20 protein-coding genes and 1 pseudogene are annotated in these 22,602 nt (G+C 71.4%); 6 read left to right on the forward strand and 15 right to left on the reverse strand.

The annotated features are described in order from the left end of the window. Positions 1-138 precede the first annotated feature (138 nt). From ACZ49J_RS24205 to rsmI, 8 genes are all read right to left on the reverse strand, one after another. Entirely contained in the window at positions 139-1,914 is a 1,776-nt protein-coding gene (locus tag ACZ49J_RS24205) for an outer membrane protein assembly factor BamB family protein (RefSeq protein ID WP_467452580.1), read from the reverse strand. A gap of 318 nt (positions 1,915-2,232) precedes the next feature. Next, complete coding sequence (locus tag ACZ49J_RS24210; protein WP_467452578.1) at positions 2,233-4,044, reverse strand: ABC-F family ATP-binding cassette domain-containing protein; 1,812 nt, start codon at positions 4,042-4,044, stop codon at positions 2,233-2,235. A 227-nt stretch (positions 4,045-4,271) separates the two neighbouring features. Further along, on the reverse strand, positions 4,272-5,189 hold the full coding sequence (locus ACZ49J_RS24215) for a 4-(cytidine 5'-diphospho)-2-C-methyl-D-erythritol kinase (RefSeq protein WP_467452577.1): 918 nt from the start codon (positions 5,187-5,189) through the stop codon (positions 4,272-4,274). Further along, entirely contained in the window at positions 5,186-6,082 is an 897-nt protein-coding gene (rsmA, locus tag ACZ49J_RS24220; protein WP_467452576.1) for a 16S rRNA (adenine(1518)-N(6)/adenine(1519)-N(6))-dimethyltransferase RsmA, read from the reverse strand. Before rsmA ends, ACZ49J_RS24215 begins: the two co-directional genes overlap by 4 nt. A gap of 294 nt (positions 6,083-6,376) precedes the next feature. Continuing rightward, on the reverse strand, positions 6,377-7,756 hold the full coding sequence (locus tag ACZ49J_RS24225) for a ubiquitin-like domain-containing protein (RefSeq protein ID WP_467452574.1): 1,380 nt from the start codon (positions 7,754-7,756) through the stop codon (positions 6,377-6,379). A 181-nt stretch (positions 7,757-7,937) separates the two neighbouring features. Continuing rightward, positions 7,938-8,810 (reverse strand): TatD family hydrolase, encoded by an 873-nt coding sequence (locus ACZ49J_RS24230; protein ID WP_467452573.1) that lies wholly within the window; start codon positions 8,808-8,810, stop codon positions 7,938-7,940. A gap of 47 nt (positions 8,811-8,857) precedes the next feature. Then, positions 8,858-9,292 (reverse strand): hypothetical protein, encoded by a 435-nt coding sequence (locus ACZ49J_RS24235; protein ID WP_467452572.1) that lies wholly within the window; start codon positions 9,290-9,292, stop codon positions 8,858-8,860. 544 nt (positions 9,293-9,836) lie between these two features. Further along, entirely contained in the window at positions 9,837-10,688 is an 852-nt protein-coding gene (rsmI, locus tag ACZ49J_RS24240; RefSeq protein ID WP_467452570.1) for a 16S rRNA (cytidine(1402)-2'-O)-methyltransferase, read from the reverse strand. 92 nt (positions 10,689-10,780) lie between these two features. On the opposite strand from rsmI, the gene ACZ49J_RS24245 reads away from it, so the two are divergent. The 5 genes and pseudogenes from ACZ49J_RS24245 to ACZ49J_RS24265 form a co-directional block, all read left to right on the forward strand. Further along, entirely contained in the window at positions 10,781-12,499 is a 1,719-nt protein-coding gene (locus ACZ49J_RS24245; protein ID WP_467452764.1) for a dolichyl-phosphate-mannose--protein mannosyltransferase, read from the forward strand. A 232-nt stretch (positions 12,500-12,731) separates the two neighbouring features. Beyond that, complete coding sequence (locus ACZ49J_RS24250; protein ID WP_467452569.1) at positions 12,732-14,360, forward strand: penicillin-binding transpeptidase domain-containing protein; 1,629 nt, start codon at positions 12,732-12,734, stop codon at positions 14,358-14,360. Positions 14,361-14,460: 100 nt separating this feature from the next. Further along, the gene (locus ACZ49J_RS24255; protein WP_467452568.1) at positions 14,461-16,173 is read left to right on the forward strand and encodes a penicillin-binding transpeptidase domain-containing protein; all 1,713 of its coding nucleotides are present in this window, start codon (positions 14,461-14,463) and stop codon (positions 16,171-16,173) included. A 196-nt stretch (positions 16,174-16,369) separates the two neighbouring features. After that, a complete protein-coding gene (locus tag ACZ49J_RS24260) occupies positions 16,370-16,885 on the forward strand; it encodes a YbaK/EbsC family protein (protein WP_467452567.1) in 516 nt (171 codons plus the stop codon). Then, positions 16,882-16,968: pseudogene (locus tag ACZ49J_RS24265) on the forward strand (EamA family transporter); the annotation flags it as partial. The gene ACZ49J_RS24260 and the pseudogene ACZ49J_RS24265, both read left to right, overlap by 4 nt. Positions 16,969-16,996: 28 nt before the next feature. Here ACZ49J_RS24265 and ACZ49J_RS24270 read toward each other — a convergent pair. Both ACZ49J_RS24270 and ACZ49J_RS24275 read right to left on the reverse strand, forming a co-directional pair. Beyond that, entirely contained in the window at positions 16,997-17,680 is a 684-nt protein-coding gene (locus ACZ49J_RS24270; RefSeq protein ID WP_467452566.1) for a maleylpyruvate isomerase family mycothiol-dependent enzyme, read from the reverse strand. A gap of 184 nt (positions 17,681-17,864) precedes the next feature. Continuing rightward, the gene (locus tag ACZ49J_RS24275) at positions 17,865-18,281 is read right to left on the reverse strand and encodes a hypothetical protein (RefSeq protein WP_467452565.1); all 417 of its coding nucleotides are present in this window, start codon (positions 18,279-18,281) and stop codon (positions 17,865-17,867) included. 137 nt (positions 18,282-18,418) lie between these two features. Here ACZ49J_RS24275 and ACZ49J_RS24280 point away from each other — a divergent pair, with 137 nt between their 5' ends. Beyond that, on the forward strand, positions 18,419-18,694 hold the full coding sequence (locus tag ACZ49J_RS24280) for a DUF1876 domain-containing protein (RefSeq protein WP_467452564.1): 276 nt from the start codon (positions 18,419-18,421) through the stop codon (positions 18,692-18,694). Positions 18,695-18,754: 60 nt separating this feature from the next. Here ACZ49J_RS24280 and ACZ49J_RS24285 read toward each other — a convergent pair whose 3' ends face one another. The 5 genes from ACZ49J_RS24285 to cbiQ all read right to left on the reverse strand — a co-directional run bounded on the left by ACZ49J_RS24285 (position 18,755) and on the right by cbiQ (position 22,601). Then, positions 18,755-19,915: a serine hydrolase domain-containing protein gene (locus tag ACZ49J_RS24285; protein WP_467452563.1), complete on the reverse strand. Its 1,161-nt coding sequence runs from the start codon at positions 19,913-19,915 to the stop codon at positions 18,755-18,757. 65 nt (positions 19,916-19,980) lie between these two features. Further along, positions 19,981-20,385 carry an organic hydroperoxide resistance protein gene (locus ACZ49J_RS24290; protein WP_467452763.1) on the reverse strand — a complete coding sequence of 135 codons (405 nt, stop codon included), beginning with the start codon at positions 20,383-20,385 and terminating at the stop codon, positions 19,981-19,983. Positions 20,386-20,617: 232 nt separating this feature from the next. After that, complete coding sequence (locus ACZ49J_RS24295; RefSeq protein WP_467452562.1) at positions 20,618-21,097, reverse strand: MarR family winged helix-turn-helix transcriptional regulator; 480 nt, start codon at positions 21,095-21,097, stop codon at positions 20,618-20,620. Beyond that, the gene (locus tag ACZ49J_RS24300) at positions 21,094-21,852 is read right to left on the reverse strand and encodes an energy-coupling factor ABC transporter ATP-binding protein (RefSeq protein ID WP_467452561.1); all 759 of its coding nucleotides are present in this window, start codon (positions 21,850-21,852) and stop codon (positions 21,094-21,096) included. Before ACZ49J_RS24300 ends, ACZ49J_RS24295 begins: the two co-directional genes overlap by 4 nt. Further along, positions 21,840-22,601 (reverse strand): cobalt ECF transporter T component CbiQ, encoded by a 762-nt coding sequence (gene cbiQ / locus ACZ49J_RS24305; protein ID WP_467452560.1) that lies wholly within the window; start codon positions 22,599-22,601, stop codon positions 21,840-21,842. Before cbiQ ends, ACZ49J_RS24300 begins: the two co-directional genes overlap by 13 nt. Position 22,602: the final 1 nt, after the last annotated feature.

The raw sequence follows: 22,602 nt of genomic DNA on the forward strand, positions 1-22,602 counted from the left end.
AGAAGTGCCCCGGATTATCGAAATCCCTCCCATTCGAGAGTGATGAGGGGTAAGTGCACGGCCCCGCCCCTGAGCAGGGACGGGGCCGTTCCGCCGGGGAGCCGGGGGCGCATGGGATCACTCGGCACCGAACACCGGTCACTTCGCGCCGAAGGCGAGCGCCGCGTACCTCTTCTCGTCCGCGGAGTACGCCTTGCCGACCAGCTGCCTGCCCATGAACAGCCGTCCGTCGGCGTAGAGCATCTCGGCCGTGTCCGGGACCATGCTGCTGATCGCGATGAGCACGTCCCGGGAGGCCGGGGTCTCCAGGAGCTTGGTGGTCTTCAGCGTGGAGGTGTCGACGGAGACGACCTGGGCGCCCTTGTTGTACGGGCCGTTCTTGAAGGCGATGATGTCGGGCCCGTCCATGCGGATCGGGAACAGGGTGTAGCCGTCGCCCGCGTCGACCCGCTCGCCGGTGGGCTTGCCGGTGCCCAGCGAGAAGGACACGATCTCGTTGGTCCGGGCGTTCCCGCTGCCGCTGTGCTCCTCGGTCGGCACGTACAGCTTGTCGTTGCCGACCGTGACGCCCCTGCAGTTCCAGACGTTGTTGACCTCGCAGTCGGACTTGTACCTGCCCTTCGGCATGGTGATCTTCGTACGGAGCCTGCCGCTGTCGTCCAGCGAGAAGACGTCCGTGAAGCCGGTGGCGGTGATCTCGCCCGAGTCCACACCGAAGACGACCGGCTCGGTGGAGATCAGCTTGGCGTTGTCGAGACCGGCGGGCAGCTTGTAACTCCACTTGCTGGAGCCGGACTTCGGGTCGAGGAGCTGGACCTCGTACGTCTCGTCGCCGAACTGGCCGCACTTGCGGACGGCGACCAGCTGGGGGCCGCCGGCGTAGCCGACGTCCACGCACTCGCCGACCTTGGGCGCCCACAGGGACTTACCGGTGTCCGCGTCGAAGGCGGCGCCTCCGTAGAGGCCGCCCACCGCGACCGTGGAGCCGGAGATGGTCACCTGGGTGAAGGTGACGGGCTCGCCGCTGAGCCTGGCGTCCTTCGTCCACAGCTTCCTGCCGTCGTCCACCCGGAACGCGGTGATCTTGTTGCACGGCTGGACGGCGGTGGCCTTGCTGCCTCGCTTCTTCTCCTCCTGCACGACGACGGCGATCCCGTCGTCGGTGACCTCACGGGAGGCCGCGCAGATCTGACCGCTCAGAGGGAGCGTCCACTCGGCCTTGCCGCTGCCGGGGTCGTATCCCGTGATCTTGTAGACACCGCCCTTGGCGTACACCGAGTCGGTGAGCCAGGAGCCCTTGATGCTGTCGACCTGTGACCGTTCCCTGACCTCGGGCGCGGGCAGCTGGAACAGGACCTTGGCGCTGGTGGTGGAGGGCACCACCTCCTGGGCGGTGCCGTTCCCGCCGGACGCGCCGCCGGCACCCTGGCCGTCGGCGCCGCCGGAGTCCGCGGAGTTGGCCGTGTCGTCGTCCTTGCCCCCGGAGGAGGCGTACCAGACGCCACCGCCGATGATCAGCGCGATGGCGGCGACGGCCGCGACGATGATGACCAGCTGGGCGTTGACCTTCCGCCCGCCCTGCGGGTGCTGGGGCGGGACCGGCTGCGGGTAGCCGTACGGCGGCTGGCCGTACGGCGGCGGCTGGCCGTAGGGCGGCTGCTGGCCATGAGCGGGCGGCTGGCCGTACGGCGGCGGCTGGCCGTACGGGGGCTGCTGGCCCGGAGGGCCGTAGCCGGGCTGAGGCGGTGCGGGCGGCGCCTGCTGCGGGTAGCCGTAGCCGGGGCCCTGCGAGGGAGCGGGCGGCGGAGGGGGCTGGGGTGGCTGGTTGGGGGGCGGGGGCGGCGGCCCCTGCGGTGGTTGCCCCGGCGGCGGGCCGAAACCGCTGTGCGGTGGCCGGCTGGGCGGCTGAGTCATCAGCGCGCTCCCCCTCTTCGCTGCTTCTGAGCCACCCGCGTCACGCGAGGTGTCGGTTCTCAGTCCGAACTCGGACGGCCCTTTCTACCACTGCGGCGCTGTCCCGCAGGGCCCGGCCGGCTCCCCCGTTCCCAAGGGAGGACCGGCCCGTAATGCGGTCGTTACGGTCCTTCACGGGGCCTTCACGGCGGGCAGGACACGCCCCTGTAAGGGGCGCGGACTGTGTCTGATATGCGGCTCCGCCGCGTGGGCGCGAGCAACCAGACACGACCCGCACCCCGCAACGAACCGAGCCTTCAACGGCGCACCCGCGGAGCGCTACGCGTCCTCGGCCAACTCCAGCCAGCGCAGCTCCAATTCCTCCCGCTGCCCCACCAGGTCCCGCAACTCCGCGTCCAGTTCCGCCACTTTGGCGAAGTCCGTCGCGTTCTCGGCGATCGCCGCGTGCAGCTTCGTCTCCCTCTCGGAGATCTTGTCCAACTGCCGCTCGATCTTCTGGAGTTCCTTCTTCGCGGCCCGCTGGTCGGCCGCGCTCTTCTCCGGCGCGGCCTTCTCCACGGCCGGCGCGGGCGCGGCCGCCCTCGCCGCCTGCTCCTCCATCGCGTGGCGCCGCTCGATGTACTCGTCGATGCCGCGCGGCAGCATCCGCAACGCCCCGTCACCCAGCAGCGCGTACACCCGGTCCGTCGTGCGCTCGATGAAGAACCGGTCGTGGGAGATGACCACCATCGAGCCGGGCCAGCCGTCGAGGAGGTCCTCCAGCTGGGTGAGGGTCTCGATGTCGAGGTCGTTGGTGGGCTCGTCGAGGAAGAGGACGTTCGGCTCGTCCATGAGCAGGCGCAGCAGCTGCAGGCGCCGGCGCTCACCACCCGACAGGTCGCCGACCGGCGTCCACTGCTTCTCCTTGCCGAAGCCGAACGTCTCGCACAGCTGACCCGCGGTCATCTCGCGCCCCTTGCCGAGGTCGACCCGGTCGCGGACGCGCTGGACGGCCTCCAGCACCCGCCAGGTCGGGTCGAGTTCGGCGACCTCCTGGGAGAGGTAGGCGAGCCGTACGGTCTTGCCGACGACGATCCGGCCCGCGGCGGGCTGCTCCTCGCCCCCGGAGCGTGCCGCGTCCGCGAGGGCCCGCAGCAGGGAGGTCTTGCCTGCGCCGTTCACGCCGACGAGGCCGAAGCGGTCGCCGGGGCCGAGCTGCCAGGTGAGGTGCTTCAGCAGCACCTTGGGGCCCGCCTGGACGGTCACGTTCTCCAGGTCGAAGACCGTCTTGCCGAGCCGGGTGCTGGCGAACTTCATCAGCTCGCTGGTGTCGCGCGGCGGCGGCACGTCCTTGATGAGTTCGTTGGCGGCCTCGACGCGGAAGCGCGGCTTGGAGGTGCGGGCGGGGGCGCCGCGACGGAGCCAGGCGAGTTCCTTGCGGACCAGGTTCTGGCGCTTGACCTCCTCGGTGGCGGCGATGCGCTCGCGTTCGGCGCGGGCGAAGACGTAGTCGGAGTAGCCGCCCTCGTACTCGTGGACCGTGCCGCGCTGGACGTCCCACATGCGGGTGCACACCTGGTCGAGGAACCAGCGGTCGTGGGTGACGCAGACGAGGGCGGAGCGGCGCTCGCGGAGGTGGTTCGCGAGCCAGGAGATGCCCTCGACGTCGAGGTGGTTCGTGGGCTCGTCGAGGACGAGGATGTCCTGTTCCTCGATGAGCAGTTTGGCGAGGGCGATGCGGCGGCGCTCGCCGCCGGAGAGGGGGCCGATGACGGTGTCGAGTCCCTGCGGGAAGCCGGGGAGGTCGAGCCCGCCGAAGAGGCCCGTCAGCACGTCCCTGATCTTGGCGTTGCCCGCCCACTCGTGGTCGGCGAGGTCGCGGATGACCTCGTGGCGGACGGTGGCCTCGGGGTCCAGGGAGTCGTGCTGGGTGAGGACGCCCGCGCGCAGGCCTCCGGAGTGGGTGACGCGGCCGGTGTCGGCCTCCTCCAGCTTGGCGAGCATGCGGATGAGGGTGGTCTTGCCGTCGCCGTTGCGTCCGACCACGCCGATGCGATCGCCTTCGGAGACGCCGAGGGAGACTCCGTCGAGCAGGGCACGGGTGCCGTACACCTTGCTGACGTTCTCGACATTGACCAGGTTGACGGCCATTTTGCTCCTGAGCGCGGGGGCGGATCGACCCTCAAGGGTACGCGCCGCGCTCGGCTGCCCGCCGGGGGTGTTTCGCCACCGCCGCCCCTACCCGTCCCGTCCCCAGGGGCGCCGAGCGGACTCGCGCCCCGGAAGGGGCGCGGGGAACTGCGCGACAAGCCACAACGAACCCGCAGCCGCCCCACCCCAGGCACCCCCACACCGCCCCGGGCGCACGGCTGTCCGCGTCACCGGCGCCGGGCGCCCCGGATCACCGTCGCCCCCGGCGCCGGTGACGTGGCGGTGCGGGCCGTGCGGCACGTACCGGAGGCGAGGAGGGCCCCGGCGACCTCGGCGGCGCCCTGGGCGTCCCGCACCAGGAACGCCGTCGTGGGGCCCGAGCCGGAGACGAGCCCGGCGAGCGCGCCGGCGGCGCGGCCGGCGGCCAGCGTGTCGGCGAGCGACGGGAAGAGGGAGAGCGCCGCGGGCTGGAGATCGTTGGAGAGGGCGCTCGCCAGGGCCGTGGCGTCGCCCTTGGCGAGGGCTTCGAGGAGTTCCTGCGAGGCGACCGGCTCGGGAACGCGCGTGCCCTCGGTGAGGCGGTCGAACTCCCTGTACACGGCCGGGGTCGACAGACCCCCGTCCGCGACGGCGAACACCCAGTGGAAGGTGCCGCCCACGTCGAGGGGCGTCAGCCGCTCGCCCCGCCCGGTGCCCAGGGCCGCGCCACCGACCAGACTGAAGGGCACGTCGCTGCCCAACTCGGCGCAGATGGCGAGGAGTTCGTCGTCGGGGGTGTTCAGGCCCCACAGCGCGTCGCACGCCACCAGCGCGCCCGCCGCGTCCGCGCTGCCGCCCGCCATGCCGCCCGCGACGGGGATGTCCTTGACGATCTGCAGGTGCACGGCGGGGTCGAGACCGTGCCGTTCGGCGAGGGCGAGGGCGGCACGGGCCGCCAGGTTCGTGCGGTCCAGGGGGACCTGGTCCGCGTCCGGGCCCGCGCACGTCACGCGCGGTTCTCCGCCCCCGGTCGCGGTGACCTCGTCGTACAGGCCGACGGCCAGGAAGACGTTGGCCAGGTCGTGGAAGCCGTCGGGGCGGGCGCCGCCCACCGCGAGCTGGACGTTGACCTTGGCGGGGACGCGGACAGTGACGCTCGCGCTCACGGCTGGACGGGCTCCTCGTGCTCTGCGGTGTGCGCGGAACGGTGCTCCGCGATACGGGCGAACTCCTCGACGCCGAGGGACTCCCCGCGCGCCTGCGGCGAGACCCCGGCGGCCACGAGCGCGGCCTCGGCGGCGGCGGCCGATCCCGCCCAGCCGGCGAGGGCGGCGCGCAGGGTCTTGCGGCGCTGGGCGAAGGCGGCGTCGACGACGGCGAAGACCTCCTGCCGGGAGGCCGCGGTGCTGACCGGCTCGGAGCGGCGGACGAGCGAGACCAGTCCGCTGTCGACGTTGGGCGCGGGCCAGAAGACGTTGCGGCCGATGGCGCCCGCCCGCTTGACCTCGGCGTACCAGTTGGCCTTGACGGACGGTACGCCGTACACCCGGGAGCCCGGTGGGGCGGCGAGCCGGTCGGCGACCTCCGACTGCACCATGACGAGGGTGCGCTCGATGCTCGGGAAGGTCTCCAGCATGTGCAGCAGCACGGGGACGGCCACGTTGTAGGGGAGGTTGGCGACGAGGGCCGTGGGCGCGGGGCCCGGCAGTTCCCGTACGTGCATCGCGTCGGAGTGCACGAGCGAGAAGCGGTCGGCGCGCTCGGGCATGCGGGCGGTGACGGTGGTGGGGAGGGCGGCGGCGAGTACGTCGTCGATCTCGACGGCCGTGACGCGGTCGGCGGCTTCCAGCAGGGCGAGGGTGAGGGAGCCGAGTCCCGGTCCCACCTCGACCACCACGTCGTCGGGGCGTACCTCGGCGGTGCGGACGATGCGCCGTACGGTGTTGGCGTCGATCACGAAGTTCTGGCCGCGCTGTTTGGTGGGGCGTACGCCGAGGGCTGCCGCCAGGTCACGGACGTCGGCCGGGCCCAGCAGGGCGTCGGGGGTGGGACTGCTCACGTGCCAAGGGTACGGGTGGGTGGCGGCTGGGTTGTTTCTCGCCCCCGCCGCCCCTGCCCGTCCCATCACTGGGGGCTGTGCCCCGGACCCCGCATCGGCCTGTCGGCCTCGTCCCCAAACGCTGGACGGGCTGGATTTTCCAGCCCCTTGGGGGCACGTCCCAGCGGTAGCTGGGGGAGTTCGAGGAGCGGGGTCCGGGGCGGAGCCCCGGATGGGGGTCCCCCCGCTCGCGCGGAGCCGAGAGTGGGGAGGGACGGGTAGGGGCGGCGGGGGCGAGACAGGACTCCCTCGGCCTCAGCCGTGCAGCCGCGCCCCGCAGTGGGGCCACGGACTCGCCCCCTGACGCACATACAGCCTCTTCGCCCGCATCGTCTGCTCCGCCGCCGACGCGTCCTGAGGCCTCCCACTCCCCCCGAGACTCCGCCACGTCCCGGTATCGAACTGATACAGCCCCCCGTACGTCCCGGACGGATCCACCGCATCGGCCCGCCCCCCGGACTCACACGCCGCCAGCCCCGCCCAGTTCAGATGATCGGCTCCCCGCACGGACGTCGGCATCGGCTTCGTCCCCACCTTCACGACCTGCGTCCGCGGCTCCCGCACCACCTCGGAACGGATCCGCCGCGGCCTCTCCCGGACCCCGTTGACGGTACGCACGGAGTACGTGACGCGCCGCACCCCCGGTCGGCCCGCCTGCTCCACGACCTCCGTGCCCCGGAAGAGGGACGGGTCGTCGGTGCGGCGCACGTCGAACGGGATCGACTCCTCGCGGACCTCCCTGGACCCGGTGATCCGCAGCACCGTGACCGCCTGCCCGTCCCGCGGGAAGCCACTCTGCGGAACGGACGTCGTGTCCTGCCCCTTCAGCGTGATCCCGGCCTCCTCCACGGCCTCCCGCACGGTCGCCGCGTTCGTACGGATCGTCCGCGCGCGGCCGTCCGCCACGATCGTGACCGTACGCTCCGTGCGGACGTCCAGCTCCAGCCCCTCACGCCCGATCCTCCGGGAGCGCGAGGTCGACACGTACGCCCCCTCCGCGCGCACCCCGAGTTGTTCGAGCGCCCCGTCCACCGTGTGCGCCGTCGTCCACACCCGGCGCCGCTGTCCGTCGAGGGTGAGGCGCACCGGCCGCCCGTAACGAACCGCCACCTCGTCACCGCTCGCCAGGGCGGTGCCCGGCGCGGGCGCCACCACGTCGTGGGCGCCCACGGTGACGCCCTCGTCGGCGAGCAGTTCGGTCACGTCGTCCGCGAAGGTGTGCAGGGTGCGCGGTTTCCCGTCGACGTTGAGCTCGATCGCCTTGTCCTTGGCGACGAAGGCGGACGTGCCACCGGCGAGGAACGCCACCACGAGCGCCTGCGGGACCAGGCGGCGCAACGGCACCGGCCGCTCGGCCGCGCGTCTGCGGCGCGCGGCCCGCCGGGAACGGGCCCGGCCGCCGGTTCTCCCGAGCGCCGGGTCATCCGGCCGGAACACCACCGGCTCCGCCGCCGCCTCGTAGGCCGGACGGTACGTGTCCTGGTACAGGCCGTAGGGGAGGGTCACCGCCTCATGGGTCCCGAGACCGTCGCCGTACGACGGAGGGAAGGGAATCGGTCCGTACGCCGCGCCGTACGTCTCGCCAAACATCTCGCCGTACGTCTCGCCATACGTCTCGTGCTGCGCTCTGCTCACGACGACACGCTCCTCGGGAGGCCGGAGGCCGGTGGCCGGTGACCGGATCGGGCGACCGCAACCTAATGGAGCGGCCCTCACTCTCCCAAGCAACGCGACTACGCAGCGTGGCGACACGGGCGCGCGGCGGGTGACCTTGATCACCCGAACGGCCCCGCGGCTGTACCGAAAGCGTTACCCCTCAGTAATCGAACGCGCGCGCAGTGTTCGCCTCGATCGCCGTCGCCAGCGCGTCCTCGCCGATGCCCCGCACGGCGGCCATGGCCCGGACCGTGACCGGAATGAGATACGGCGCGTTGGGCCGTCCGCGGTACGGCGCCGGAGTCAGGAAGGGCGCGTCGGTCTCCACGAGGACCAGCTCCAGCGGGGCCACGGCGAGGGCGTCGCGCAGCGGCTGGGCGTTCTTGAAGGTCACGTTGCCGGCGAAGGACATGAAGTAGCCGTGCTCGGCGCACACCTCGGCCATCTCCGCGTCGCCGGAGTAGCAGTGGAAGACCGTCCGCTCCGGGGCGCCCTCCTCCTTGAGGATGCGCAGCACGTCGGCGTGGGCCTCGCGGTCGTGGATGACAAGGGCCTTGCCCTGCCGCTTGGCGATCTCGATGTGGGCCCGGAAGGACCGCTCCTGCGCCGCCTTGCCCTCGGGCCCGGTGCGGAAGTAGTCGAGCCCGGTCTCGCCCACGGCCTTCACGTGCGGCAGCGCGGCCAGCCGGTCGATCTCGGCGAGCGCGTCGTCCAGGGCCGTGTCCCCGCCGGGCTCCCGGGCGCCCTGACGGGACCATCCGTCGGGGTCGCCGTGGACGATGCGCGGGGCCTCGTTGGGGTGCAGCGCGACGGCCGCGTGGACGTTCTCGTACGCCTCCGCCGTCCCCGCCGCCCAGCGGGAACCCTTCACGTCGCAGCCGACCTGCACGACCGTGGCCACTCCCACTGAGGCGGCCTTGGCGAGGGCCTCCTCCACCGTGCCGGTCTGCATGTCGAGGTGGGTGTGCGAGTCGGCGACGGGAACGCGGAGGGGCTCGGGGAGCGGAGGCGCGCCGGAGGTGTTCGAAGGCATGCCCCGATCCTACGAAGGGGGCATGCCCTCACGGCGTCCGGTGGCCGTCAGCTCGCCTTGCGCTGGAACGGGTGCAGAAGGTCGGACAAGTGCCAGTGATGGTCGCCCCTGACTCCCCCGGGCTCCTGACCCTCGTTCTTCTGACCCTCGTGCTCCTGGCCCTCGTCCGCCCGGGCCTGCCGCGGCACCGGGCGGGGCTGCCGGTGGAGGTGGCTCTGCACCGAGGACACCTGCCCCGCCTTCATGATGCGCACCACGTGGTTGTCGCAGTTCTGGCAGGTGGGCTTGGACAGCGGCGACGGGACGACCTCTCCGTTCGCCACGTACATCACGAACTCCTGGCCGTCGCCATCGATGTGGTGCTCTATCTCGTACGCCTGCTCCCAGCCGTACCCGCAGCGCATGCAGGCGAAGGAATAGGACTCGTTGACGACGGAGGTCGCCGTGCCGCGGTGGCCGATCTGCCCTGCGCTCTCGGTCATGCCAGCTCCTGTTGTCCGCTGGGCAAGCCCCCACGGCGCGGGATTCCCCCTTGAATCCCAGTGGGGGCGAAGGACGGGTGCGTCCCTGCCCTCCAGTGGACTGCTCCGCGGACAGGAGCGCATCAGCCCTGTCGAGTATTGGAGCGGTCTTGGCCTCCCCTTGCACCAACCCCCCTGACACAAGGCCTGAGCTTTGCTTTTCCCCGGGGCGCATTTACCCACCCATGGGGCGCAGGGGCGCCCCATGGGGGCGCGGGGCTGTGTTGAATGTGCGGCTCCGCCGCGTGGGCGCGACCAGCCACAGACCACCCGCGCCCCGCACCGAACCGCACCCCCGACGACGCCCCCGCCAGGGGCGCGGGGAACCGCGCGACCAGCCACGAACCACCCGCACCCGGCAACAAACCAAACCCGCAACGGCGCACCCCCAAAGGGGCGCGGGGAACCGCGCGAACAAAAGGGGCGCGGGGAACCGCGCGAACAACCCCACACAACCCGCACCCCGCAACAAACCGCACCCCCAACGGCGCACCCCGAAACCGGCTCACCCAGCGGAGCGCTCCCGCTTCGCGGCCACCACCGCGTCAAAGACAACCCGCTTGGCCACCCCCGCCTCCACAGCCACCGCCGCGATCGCCTCCTTGCGCCGCTCCCCCGCCTCCTCCCGCACCCGCACCCTCCGCACCAGCTCCTCCGCGCCGACCGACTCGGCTCTCTCGGGCGCCCCCTCCACCACCACCGTGATCTCCCCGCGCACTCCCTCGGCCGCCCACGAGGCCAGCTCGCCCAGGGGCCCGCGCTTGACCTCCTCGTACGTCTTCGTCAGCTCACGGCACACCGCCGCCCGCCGCGCCGCCCCGAACACCTCGGCCATCGCCGCGAGCGTGTCGTCCAGCCGGTGCGGAGACTCGAAGTACACGAGCGTGCGCCGCTCGTCCGCGACCTCCCGCAGGCGTGACAGCCGCTCGCCCGCCTTGCGCGGCAGGAAGCCCTCGAAACAGAACCGGTCCACGGGCAGCCCGGACAGCGCGAGCGCGGTGAGCACGGCGGACGGCCCCGGCACGGCGGTGACACGGATGTCCTTCTCCACGGCCGCGGCGACCAGCCGGTACCCCGGGTCGGACACCGACGGCATACCGGCGTCCGTGACGAGCAGCACGCGCGAGCCCCCCACCAGTGCCTCGACGAGCTCGGGCGTACGGGCCGACTCGTTGCCCTCGAAGTACGACACGACCCGGCCGGAGGGCTGCACGCCCAGCGCCTGCGTCAGGCGCCGCAGCCGCCGGGTGTCCTCGGCGGCGATCACGTCCGCGCCGGCCAGTTCCTCGGCGAGCCGGGGCGGGGCGTCCTCGATGTCGCCGATGGGGGTGCCTGCCAACACTAGGGTTCCTGTCACGTTTCCATCCTCGCAGGGGCCATACACGGGACTCCCACAGACGTGTTCCCTACGATGGCGCGGTGACCAGTACCGCGAGTACCGCGTCCTCCATGGACAACCGGCAGGGCCACGCCGTCGAAGACCAGCGGCCGTCGTGGCAGCAGCGGCTGCGCCGGTTCGGATACACGGCGAGGCCGAGAGGCGACGTCCGTGACCGGCTGGTGCCCCCGTACACCCGGCCCGGCCCCCGGCTGTGGGCCGTGCTCGGGCTGCGCGAGGAGGTGGCCGTCCGGATCACACGCTGGTCGGCGTGGGGCGGCCCGCTGCTGGTCACGCTGCTCGCCGGGCTGCTGCGGTTCTGGAACCTGGGCAGCCCGAAGGCGGTGATATTCGACGAGACGTACTACGCCAAGGACGCGTGGGCGCTCATCCACCGCGGGTTCGAGGTCAACTGGGCCAAGAACGCCAACGACCTCATCCTGCAGAACAACGGCAACGTGCCGATCCCCACGGACCCGGCGTACGTCGTGCATCCGCCCATCGGCAAGTACGTCATCGGCATCGGTGAGTGGCTGTTCGGGTTCACGCCGTTCGGCTGGCGCTTCATGCCGGCGCTGCTCGGGACGCTCTCCGTGCTGATGCTGTGCCGGATCGGGCGCAGGCTCTTCCGCTCCACCTTCCTCGGCTGTCTCGCGGGCACGCTGATGGCGGTGGACGGACTGCACTTCGTGATGAGCCGCACGGCGCTGCTCGACCAGGTGCTGATGTTCTTCGTGCTGGCCGCGTTCGGCTGCCTGGTGATCGACCGGGACAGGACGAGGCAGCGGCTCGCCTCCGCGCTGCCACCGGACGGCGACGGGGTGGTCCGCCCGAACGCGCACGTGGCGGAGGCCACCCGCTTCGGTCCACGCCCGTGGCGCTGGCTGGCGGGCCTCTGCCTGGGCCTGGCCTGCGGCACCAAGTGGAGCGGCCTGTACGTCCTCGCCGCGTTCTGCGTGCTGGCGGTGCTGTGGGACGTCGGCTCCCGCCGGACCGCCGGTGCCCAGCATCCGTACGCGACGGTCCTCAGGCGCGACACGGGCCTGACGTTCCTCGCCACCGTCCCGGTCGCCGTCGCCACCTACCTGGTCTCCTGGCTCGGCTGGATCCTCTCCCCCAGCGACGGCTCGGGCGGCTACTTCCGCAACTGGGCGGCGACCGCGGGCAAGGGCGGCGACTTCACCTGGCTGCCCGACTGGGTGCGCAGCCTGTGGCACTACGAGCACGAGGTCTACAAGTTCCACGTGGGCCTGTCGTCACCGCACACGTACCAGTCGAACCCGTGGAGCTGGATCGTCGACGGCCGCCCGGTCTCGTACTTCTACGAGTCCCCGGTGCCCGGCAAGGACGGCTGCCCGGCGGACGCGGGCGAGAAGTGCGCCCGCGAGGTCCTGGCCATCGGTACGCCGCTGCTGTGGTGGGCCGCCGCCTTCGCCGTGGCCTACGTCCTGTGGCGCTGGCTCTTCCGCCGCGACTGGCGCGCGGGCGCCATCGCCTGCGGTATCGCGGCCGGCTACCTCCCCTGGTTCATGTATCAGGAGCGCACGATCTTCTTCTTCTACTCGATCGTGTTCCTGCCCTTCCTCTGCCTGGCCGTCGCCATGATGACCGGCGCGATCCTCGGCCCCCCGGGCTCCACGGAGCGCCGCCGCGTCGTGGGAACGGCGGGCGCGGGCGTCCTGGTCCTGCTGATCGCGTGGAACTTCATCTACTTCTGGCCCCTGTACACGGGCACGGCGATCCCGATCGACTCGTGGCGGTCGCGAATGTGGCTGGACACCTGGGTCTGAACAACGGACCTGGCCTCAGACCTGGGCCATGAATCTGGGCCCCACACCTGAGCCATGGATCTGAGCCATACAACTGATCTCGCTTCGGCCAACTTTCGGGCAACTCCTTCCGCAGCCGCCCCTCAGGTCGCTTACAGTGCCAACGACCAAGCTTTCTGAACACGTTCAGAAATTGTTCGGGATGCTTCAGGGGGTATCGCCCGCGAGGGCGTCAACGGGGAGGAATCGCGCGATGCGCAAGGGGGCAAAGGTCGCCGTCGTCGGCGGGGTGTTCGCCGTGATGGTGGGGGGCGCCGGGTACGGCGTGTACAACGTCGTGAGTGCGCTCAGCGAGGACGGGGGTTCCGCCTCGGCCGACACGCCCGTGGTGAAGACCGGGCCGCCGAGCCGGGACGAGGTCAGGGATACGACCCGGAAGTTCTTCGCGGCCTGGGAGAAGGGGGATGCGGCCGAGGCCGCGGACTACACGAACTTCGCGTCCGACGCCGAGGACCTGCTGGCCGCGTACAGCGGCGCCGCGCACATACGTGACGTGAAGATCACGCAGGGGACGGCGTCCGGCCGGACCGTGCGGTTCTCGGTGAAGGCCACGGTGTCGTACGAGGGGAAGAGCAAGCCGCTCGCGTACGACAGCGAACTGACCGTCGTCCGCGGGGAGACGACCGGCAAGGCGCTGGTCGACTGGAACCCCGCCGTCGTGTATCCGAAGCTGCGCAAGGGCGACACGCTGGTCACGGGTGAGGCCGCGGCCCCGCCGATCAAGGCCGTGGACCGCGACGGCGTCGAGCTCACGAAGGAGAAGTACCCCTCCCTCGGGCCGATCCTGGACGCCCTGCGGGACAAGTACGGCGACAAGGCGGGAGGCGAGCCGGGGATCGAGCTCGCGATCCGGCACAGCGGGGAAGGTGAGGGGGACACTCCGCTGGTCACCCTCGCCAAGGGCAGGGCGGGCGAGCTGAGGACGACGCTCAGCGCCACCGCGCAGGCGGCGGCCGAGAAGGCGGTCGCGGAGTTCTCCGAGTCGTCGGTGGTGGCCGTCAAGCCGAGCACCGGTGAGGTGCTGGCCGTCGCCAACCACCGGAACGACGGGTGGAACGCGGCCTTCCTCGGCGAGCTGGCACCCGGCTCCACCATGAAGATCATCAGCGCCGCCACGCTCATCGACAACGGGATCACGACGGCGACCGGACCGGCCCCCTGCCCGTCCACCGCCACCTGGCAGAGCCAGACCTTCAAGAACCTCGACGGCATGACCCCGAACGACAACGCGACCCTCTCCGAGAGCTTCGCGCGCTCCTGCAACACCGCGTTCGTGAAGTACGCGGACGAGGTGCGGGTCGACTCGCTGACGAAGGAGGCCCAGGAGCGGTTCGGGCTCGGCCGGGACAACTGGAAGGTCGGCATCCCCTCCTTCGACGGCTCGGTCCCCGCCTCCGGCGGCCCCAACACGGCCGCCAACATGCTCGGCCAGGGCGACGTGCAGATGAGCCCGCTGAACATGGCCTCCGTCACCGCGACCGCCATGACGGGCACCTTCCGCCAGCCGGTCATCGTCCCGCAACGGCTCGACGGCCGGCAGCTGGCCACCGCCCAGGGCCTGAAGGCGAGCACGGTGGCGCAGCTGCGCCAGATGATGAACCGGACCGCGACCAGCGGCACCGCGGCGGGCGCGATGTCCCAGCTCACCGGCAGCATCGGCGCCAAGACCGGCTCCGCCGAGGTCGACGGACAGGCCAAGTCCAACAGCTGGTTCACCGGCTACCGGGGCGACGTCGCGGCCGCGGCCGTGACCCAGGAGGGCGGCCACGGCGGCGACGCGGCCGGTCCGATTGTCGCAACCGTGCTACGAGCCGCCGGCTGACGTCACTCCTGTCACACCGGGACTCTAGGGTGGTGCCGTCGTTCTCGTTGAGGAGCGTGATGGCAGCGGGGGCCGGGTTACAGCGGAGGAACGTAGGGCTGTGGGCAAGAGAAGGCGCGTCACCGAGGAAAAGAGCAGCAGCAAACGCCCGCTCGTGGTGGGCGGGCTGATCGCCGCGCTCGTGGGCGGCGGCGCGTTCGGCGCGTACGCCCTGGTCGGCGGGGGCGCCGCGGCGGAGGACGGCTCGTCCCCCGCCGCCGACAGCAAGCCCGTGAAGAAGGGCCCGCTGTCGGCGAAGGAGGTCACCACCGCCGCCACGACGTTCCTCACCGCCTGGCAGGGCGACTCCGTCAGGAAGGCGGCGGCCGCCACCGACGACTCGGCGGCCGCGAGGACCGCGCTGACCGGCTTCAGCGAGGACGCCCACATCACCGATGTGACGCTCACCCGCGGCAAGCGCACGGGCGACAAGGTCGCCTTCTCCGTGAAGGGCACCGTGTCCTACAAGGGCGTCCCCAGCAAGCCGATCGCGTACGAGTCGTCGCTGACCGTCGTACGGCGGGCCAAGGACGGCAAGCCGCTGGTCGGCTGGAAGCCGTCGGTGGTCCACCCCGACCTCGGCGAGGGCGACCGGCTGGTCACCGGCGAGTCGGGCACGCCCCCGGTGAAGGCGCTCGACCGGGACGGCGGCGAGCTGACGGCCGCCACGTACCCGTCCCTGGGGACCGTGCTGGACGGTCTGCGCGAGAAGTACGGCAAGAAGGCCGGCGGCAAGGCGGGCATCGAACTGCGCGTGGTCCACGCGAAGTCCTCGAAGGAAGGGAAAGAGGACGGGAAGGCGGACCAGAAAGCGGACCAGGAGGCCTCGGACAAGACCCTGCTGGAGCTGAGCAAGGGCACGCCCGGGACTGTGAAGACCACCCTCAGCCCGACCCTGCAGAAGGCCGCCGAGCAGCAGGTGGCGGCGAAGAAGAAGGCCTCGGTCGTGGTGATGCGCCCCTCGACCGGCGAGATCCTGGCCGTGGCGAACTCCAACCCGAACTTCAACGTCGCCTTCCAGGGCTCGCTCGCCCCCGGCTCCACCATGAAGATCGTGACGTCGGCGCTGCTCATGGACAAGGGCCTCGCCTCGGCGAACAAGGGCCACCCCTGCCCCAAGTACGTGACGTACGGCGGCTGGAAGTTCCAGAACGACGACAAGTTCGAGATCAAGGGCGGCACGTTCAAGGCGAGTTTCGCGCGCTCCTGCAACACGGCCTTCATCTCGCAGGCCAAGAAGCTGGACAACGACTCGCTGACGAAGGAGACCCAGCAGGTCTTCGGGCTCGGCATGAACAACTGGGCCGTCGGAGTGCCGACGTTCGACGGTTCGGTGCCGGTGCAAAGTGCCGCGCAGATGGCCGCGTCGCTGATCGGGCAGGGCGGGGTGCGCATGAACCCGCTGAACATGGCGTCGGTGGTCTCCACGGCCAAGACGGGCGTCTTCAAGCAGCCGTACCTGGTGTCCCCGTCGGTGGACAACCGCACCCTCGCCACCGCCTCCCGCACGTTGTCGCCGTCCGTCCAGTCACAGTTGAAGGAAGTCCTCCAGTACACGGCGGCCGCCGGTACGGCGGCCGAGGCCATGGCCGGTCTTGGCCCCGACTACGGTGCCAAGACCGGCTCCGCGGAGGTCGACGGCCAGAAGGAGCCCAACGGCTGGTTCACCGCCTGGAAGGGCGACCTCGCGTCGGCGGGCGTGGTCCAGCAGGGCGGCCACGGCAGCGAGTCGGCCGGTCCGATCGTGGCGGCGCTGCTGAAGGCGGGCAGCTGACCGACGTTTCCCTCGAACGCCGGAGGGGCTGAATCCTCAGCCCCTCCGGCGTTTGAGGAGCGGGGTTTGGGGCGGAGCCCCGCGCGGGGTTGAAGGGGCGGAGCCCCTGGGGACGGGACGGGCAGGGGCGGCGGGTGCGCAACACACCCGGTAACCCAGTCGCATGCCGCATACACACACCGCTACCGTGCCGTCCATGACCACTTCCGACGCCCCCGCCCCCACCGCTTCCGGCGCCAGCCCCCGATTCGCCGAGGCGCTCGGCGAGTTGGGACTCGGCGAGCTCCACGACAAGATCCGCCGCTTCCCGGACGCCACCCGCACCGCCGCCGAGGCCGCCGCCGCGATCGGCTGCGAACTCAGCGAGATCTGCAAGTCCCTCGTCTTCGCGGCCGACGGCGTCCCCGTGCTGGTCCTCATGGACGGAGCCTCCCGCGTCGACGTCGAACTCGTACGGCGCGAAGTGGGCGCCGAGAGGGTGACGCGCGCCAGGCCCGACGTCGTACGGGAGACGACCGGTTACGCGATCGGCGGCGTGCCGCCCTTCGGGCACCGCACGAAGACGCGTGTGCTCGCGGACCGTTCACTGCTGGACCACGACACCGTGTGGGCGGCCGCCGGCACCCCGCACACCGTGTTCCCCATGGCCCCGAAGGAGTTGGTCACCCACGCGGGCGCCACCCTGGTCGACGTACGGGAACGCACCGCGTGACCCCGACCGTGACCGCGGCCGTCCAGCTCGCCGCGGTCACACACGCCGGCGGGAACGCGATCGCCCACCGCGTCGCCGAGAAGCGGTGATCCACCTCAGTTGGCGGCCTTCTCAACCCAGCGTGAGCCATCGGATGCCCAGGCGGCTGACGTCTGATGCTTCCTCTCCGGTCATCGCCTCGCGCCCTGTCGCCCTGCGCAGGAAACGAAGCTGGCCCCATCCCAACTTGTCCAGTGCCGCTGCCCCATCCGGGCCGAGCAGAAGGTCTTGCACCAAATCCGCGGCCCGGGAAGTCAGCCACGGCTCGCGCCCCAGGGCGTCGGCCAGGTCCAGGCCGTGCACGGCGACCTCGACCACGCGCGTCAGCAGGAACTCCGACAGGAGCATCGGATCACCGTGCCGGGTGCGCACCACACGCCCTTCGGGCTCGGCGCGGCACAGCCGGTCCACCTGTTGCCAGGTGGCGGTGAAGTCGTCGGCGAGCGCGGCACCGCTGAGTTGTTCGGCCGCGTGCTGTTGGGCCCGAGCTACCCGAGCCGCGTTGGTGTCCGGAGCGAAACGGTCATCGGGCCGGTAGTACTCCACCGCCGTGACCTCGGCGTGAGTCGGCGCCGGAGCGGCCAGCATGCCCGGCAGCCAGGCGATCACCACCCGGACATGAGCCAGCAAGTCACTCACCGTCCACGGTGCACACCGCGTCGGCAGCCGCCACTCCGCCGCCGACACCCCGCTCATCGCCCGCGCGAGTTCCCCGGCCTCAAGACGAAACGCTTCAACTACCCGCCCCTGATCCATGCCGATCAAGCTACCCGGGCAGAACTGGTGGAACAGCGGGATCGACGGGATGGCGGCGCAACGCCGTGACCATGCCCAACTGTGTTCCGCCCTCGGCAGGAACGGCGGCTGGTGTGCGTTCGCCAGTTCGCAGTACGGGCACGTCAGCGGTCTTCCTCTGGTCCGCCCGGTGATCCGATGGAGACTACGATCTGGCGATCTCCTGCCGGAGCTGGTGGGTGAAGCGGCGCAGGAGGTCCAACGTCTCTTGGTGATCGGCCTTGCGATCGTCCCTGCCTTCGGTGGGCCGGGTGCTCCAGACCCGACGCGCGAGAGCATTGGCGAGATCGACGGTGTCACTGGCGCAGAGCAGATAGAGAGCTGAGCGCGCTTCTTGCATCTGGTTCGCCAACTCGTTGGCTCCGGGACCATCGTCACTCAGCTGTGTTTCCTTCAGGTAGTCCAGTAGCTGAACTACGGCCGTGTTGAAGCCGATCCCGGCTTTCAGCTTCTGTTCGCGGAGCCACATGCGGTCCTGTCGGCGCGCGGTGAACCACGAACCGAACACGACCCCTATGAGGCCGACAGCGGCGCCGATGGCCACGGACAGGATGTTCTCCACGATCAGCTCCCCCCACGTACAGCGAGGCCAGGCTACAGGGGCTGAAACGGCCTGGGCCTGGGCCGGGCCCGGCCGACGTCGTGCATCGGCGGGCGGGGAGGAGCACTCTGGAAGCAGCGGTTCCGGAGGTGATCGTGATGATGCACACCGCAGTGGGATGGCACGTGGAGCTGGAGTTCGAGGAGGACGATCAGCGCACCAAGGCGGCGGCTCTCGTGCGGCTGCCCGATGGGAACGAGGTACGGGCCCACGGGTTTGCCAGCCGCCACCACACCGACTCCAATCAGCCGCGGGTCGGTGAGGAGGTCGCCGGGGCGAGGGCCCTGAACGAGCTGGCGATGAAACTGCTCACCAAGGCGCACGACGAGATCGACGAGGCGTCCGGCAGGACGTCCCACCCGATCGCGCTCTGAGCGCGGGCAGCGGGACGAGCTTTGGTCAAGGGGGCTGAGTGGCCTGAGTGGGCTGGTGCGTCAGCCCGCGACAGCCGTCCGTACCGCCCGCACCAGCGCCTGGGCCCGGGGATCGGCCGTCACCGTCTTGCGGAAACCGTTGGTGACGTAGCCGAAGGCGATCCGCGAGGCGGGGTCGGCGAAGCCGAGGGGGCCGCCCCGGCCGGGGTGGCCGAAGGAGCCGGGGCCGAGCAGTGGTGACGCGCTGCCGTGCAGCATGTAGCCCAGGCCGAAGCGGGTGCCGACGATCAGGGTGCGGTCGGGGCCCGCGGACTCCTCGGCGCGGGCCGACTCCATGGTCCGGGGGGTGAACAGGCGGGTGCCGTCCACCTCCCCGATCAGGGACGCGTAGAAGCGGGCCAGTCCGTCCGCCGTGGCGATGCCGTTGGTGGCGGGGAGCGCCGCCGCCCGGTAGGCGGGGTCGTTCTGGTCGGGGAACGGGCTGATCGCGGCGAAGGCCCGGCGGGTGAGCGAGGACGGGTCCTCGTAGGCCTCGGTGACCGAGCGCTTCGGGCGGAGGCGGAGGCCGCCGACGGGTTCGGGTGCCTCGGTGCGGCCGGCGCGGCCCACCCGGGCGGCCTGCTCGTGAGGCAGTCCCAGCCACAGGTCGAGACCGAGCGGCGCGGCGATCTCCGAGGCGATCCACGCGCCGGTCCACTGTCCCGTGACCCGCCGCACCAACTCGTCGACCATCCAGCCGTACGTCAGCGGGTGGTAGCCGTGGTCGGTGCCCGGCTCCCACGCCGGGGCCTGGGCTGCGACCGCCTCGGGGCCCCGGTGCGGGTCCAGCGCCTCGTCGGGGGTCAACGGCCGGTCGAGGTACGGGAGTCCGGCCCGGTGGTTCAGCACGTGCCGGACCAGGGTCCGCTCCTTGCCGTGGGTCTTGAACTCCGGCCAGTACGCGCCGACGGGCGCGTCCAGGTCCAGCTTCCCGCGCTCGGCCAGCATCAGCGGTACGGCGGCCGCGACGCCCTTCGTCGCCGAGCGCACGACCTGGGCGGTGCCCTGCTCCCACGGGGCGTCTCCGTCCACGTCCCGGGTGCCGCCCCACAGGTCCACGACCTTGCGGCCGTCCCGGTACACGGCGACCGCCGCGCCCCGCTCCCCCAGCTCCTCGAAGTTCCTGACGAACGCGTCCCTGACCGGCTCGAAGCCCTCCGCCACCGTGCCGTTCACGTCCACGCCCGTGCTCCCTGTTCGCTCACCTACGCCATGGGGTGCAACACCCGCCCGGAGCCTTCGATTCCTCAGCCCAGCACGATGGTGACGTCGATGTTGCCGCGTGTCGCGTTCGAGTACGGGCAGACCTGGTGGGCGGCGTCGACGAGCTTGGCCGCGACGGTCTGGTCGAGGACGGGGAGGGAGACGCTGAGGGCGACCGCGAGGCCGTAGCCGCGCTGCTTGTTGGGGCCGATGCCGACCTTCGCGGCGACCGTGGAGCCGGTCAGGTCGTAGCCCGCGCGGCGGCCGACGAGGACCAGGGCGTTGTGGAAGCAGGAGCTGTACCCGGCGGCGAAGAGCTGCTCGGGGTTGGTGCCGCTGCCGTCGCCACCCATCTCCGGCGGCATGGCGACCCGCACGTCGATGTGGCCGTCCTGGCTGGTGACGTAGCCGTCCCGGCCGCCGTGCGCGGTGGCCTCGGCGACGTACATGATCTTCACCGGGCGGGTGTCGACGACGGCCGTGCCCTCCGTGACGCCGTCCGCGGCGGTGACGCCGTTCGCGGTGACGCCGTCCGCGGTGACGCCCTCAGTCGTCGCGTCTCTCGTGTCCATCATGGCCGGCTCCCCCCGGGTCAAGTGCGCACAAGTACATCGCGCACAAGGTACTTTCCGGTAGGAGCAGTGTTCCTACCCGGGGGTAGCAACCGTGGGTAACCCGAGGTCAGCGACGGCGGGCCGCCGCGTCCTCGGCGCGCTCCGCCAGCCGGCGCAGCTCCCCGCGCAGCCTCACCACATCGTCGGAGTCCAGTCCGGTGGCCGCGAGCAGCGTCCCCGGTACGCACTTCGCCCGCTCCCGCAGTTCCTCGCCCCGCCGGGTGACCGTGACGAACACCGTCCGCTCGTCGCGCGACGACCGCTCACGCCGTACGAGCCCCAGCGCCTCCAGCCGCTTCAGCAACGGCGACACCGTGCCGTAGTCGAGGCGCAGGGCGGCCGCCAGCTCCTTGACCGTGATCTCGTCGCGCTCCCAGAGCACGAGCAGGACCAGGTACTGGGGGTAGGTGACGCCGAGTTCGTCGAGCAGGGGACGGTACGCGGCGGTCACGGCCCGCTGGGCCGCGTACAGCGCGAAGCACAGCTGCTCGTCGAGGATCAGCGACGCCTGCGAACCGGCGTCCTGCGGGACCTCTGGATTCGTCACGCGCCCATTGTCACGGACCGTGGATCGAAGCCGAAGGGAAGCTCCAGACGGTGGGCGCGCATCAGCTCGTCGTCCGCGAGGAGTTCGCCGGTCCTGCCGTCCGCCGCGATCACGCCGTCGCTCAGGACCAGCGAGCGCGGGCACAGTTCGAGCGCGTACGGCAGGTCGTGCGTGACCATGAGGACCGTGACGTCCAACGAGCGCAGGATGTCGGCGAGTTCGCGCCGGGAGGCGGGGTCCAGGTTCGACGACGGCTCGTCCAGGACCAGGATCTCGGGCTCCATCGCCAGTACCGTCGCCACGGCCACCCGGCGGCGCTGCCCGAAGGAGAGGTGGTGGGGCGGGCGGTCCTTGAACTCCGCCATGCCGACGCGATCCAGCGCCCGGTCCACGCGCGCCTCCAGCTCGGCGCCCTTCAGCCCGGCCGCCGCGGGCCCGAAAGCCACGTCCTCCCGCACGGACGGCATGAAGAGCTGGTCGTCCGGGTCCTGGAAGACGATGCCGACGCGCCTGCGGATCTCGGCCATGTGCTCCTTGCCGACCGGCAGCCCGGCGACCCGCACGGTCCCGGCGCCCGCGGTGAGGATGCCGTTGAGGTGCAGCACGAGCGTGGTCTTGCCCGCGCCGTTCGGCCCGAGCAGCGCGACCCGCTCGCCGCGCTCGATGCGGAAGTCCACGCCGAACAGGGCCTGGTGGCCGTCGGGGTAGGCGAAGGCGAGGCCGGAGACCTCCAGGGAAACAGTCACAGGGCCCATCCCAGCAGACAGACGACGAGGGCGGCGAACGGGAGGGTGAGGGCGTACGACCACTGCGCCCGGGACGCGGTCACCTCGTCGATCACGGGCATGGAACCCGCGTACCCCCGGCTGACCATGGCCAGGTGCACGCGTTCGCCACGCTCGTAGGAGCGGATGAAGAGGGCGCCCGCGGACTTGGCGAGCACGCCCCAGTGCCGTACGCCACGGGCCTCGAAGCCGCGCGACTCCCGGGCGATCCGCATGCGCCGCATCTCGTCGGTGATGACGTCCCCGTAGCGGATCATGAAGGAGGCGATCTGGACGAGGAGCGGCGGGAGCCTGAGCCGTTGCAGTCCGAGGAGGATCTCGCGGAGCTCGGTGGTGGCGGCGAGGAGTACGGAGGCGGCGACGCCCAGGGTGCCCTTGGCGAGCACGTTCCAGGCGCCCCACAGGCCGTTCACACTCAGCGACATGCCCAGGACGTCGACGCGCTCCCCCTGGGCCACGAACGGCATGAGCACCGCGAAGGCCACGAACGGGACCTCGATCAGCAGCCTCTTCAGCAGGAACGTGGCGGGCACGCGGGCCGCGTACGCGACCGTGCCGAGCAGCGCCGCGTACAGCGCGAACGCCCACACGGCCTCGCGCGGCGTGGACACCACGACGACCACGAACGCGAAGACGGCCGTCAGCTTGGTGTGCGGCGGCAGGGCGTGCACGGGCGAGTGCCCGTGCCGGTAGAGCTTGTGCGCGTGGCCCGCCCCCATG

This window comes from Streptomyces sp. NPDC030840 (assembly GCF_055572015.1).

Bases quoted from the DNA above. Each gene is read 5' to 3' on its own strand.
- ACZ49J_RS24205 (WP_467452580.1), bottom strand. From the start codon at position 1,914: ATGACTCAGCCGCCCAGCCGGCCACCGCACAGCGGTTTCGGCCCGCCG.
- ACZ49J_RS24210 (WP_467452578.1), bottom strand. From the start codon at position 4,044: ATGGCCGTCAACCTGGTCAATGTCGAGAACGTCAGCAAGGTGTACGGC.
- ACZ49J_RS24230 (WP_467452573.1), bottom strand. From the start codon at position 8,810: ATGCCTTCGAACACCTCCGGCGCGCCTCCGCTCCCCGAGCCCCTCCGC.
- ACZ49J_RS24235 (WP_467452572.1), bottom strand. From the start codon at position 9,292: ATGACCGAGAGCGCAGGGCAGATCGGCCACCGCGGCACGGCGACCTCC.
- ACZ49J_RS24245 (WP_467452764.1), top strand. From the start codon at position 10,781: ATGGACAACCGGCAGGGCCACGCCGTCGAAGACCAGCGGCCGTCGTGG.
- ACZ49J_RS24250 (WP_467452569.1), top strand. From the start codon at position 12,732: ATGCGCAAGGGGGCAAAGGTCGCCGTCGTCGGCGGGGTGTTCGCCGTG.
- ACZ49J_RS24260 (WP_467452567.1), top strand. From the start codon at position 16,370: ATGACCACTTCCGACGCCCCCGCCCCCACCGCTTCCGGCGCCAGCCCC.
- ACZ49J_RS24270 (WP_467452566.1), bottom strand. From the start codon at position 17,680: ATGGATCAGGGGCGGGTAGTTGAAGCGTTTCGTCTTGAGGCCGGGGAA.
- ACZ49J_RS24280 (WP_467452564.1), top strand. From the start codon at position 18,419: ATGATGCACACCGCAGTGGGATGGCACGTGGAGCTGGAGTTCGAGGAG.
- ACZ49J_RS24290 (WP_467452763.1), bottom strand. From the start codon at position 20,385: ATGTACGTCGCCGAGGCCACCGCGCACGGCGGCCGGGACGGCTACGTC.
- ACZ49J_RS24300 (WP_467452561.1), bottom strand. From the start codon at position 21,852: ATGGGCCCTGTGACTGTTTCCCTGGAGGTCTCCGGCCTCGCCTTCGCC.
- cbiQ (WP_467452560.1), bottom strand. From the start codon at position 22,601: ATGGGGGCGGGCCACGCGCACAAGCTCTACCGGCACGGGCACTCGCCC.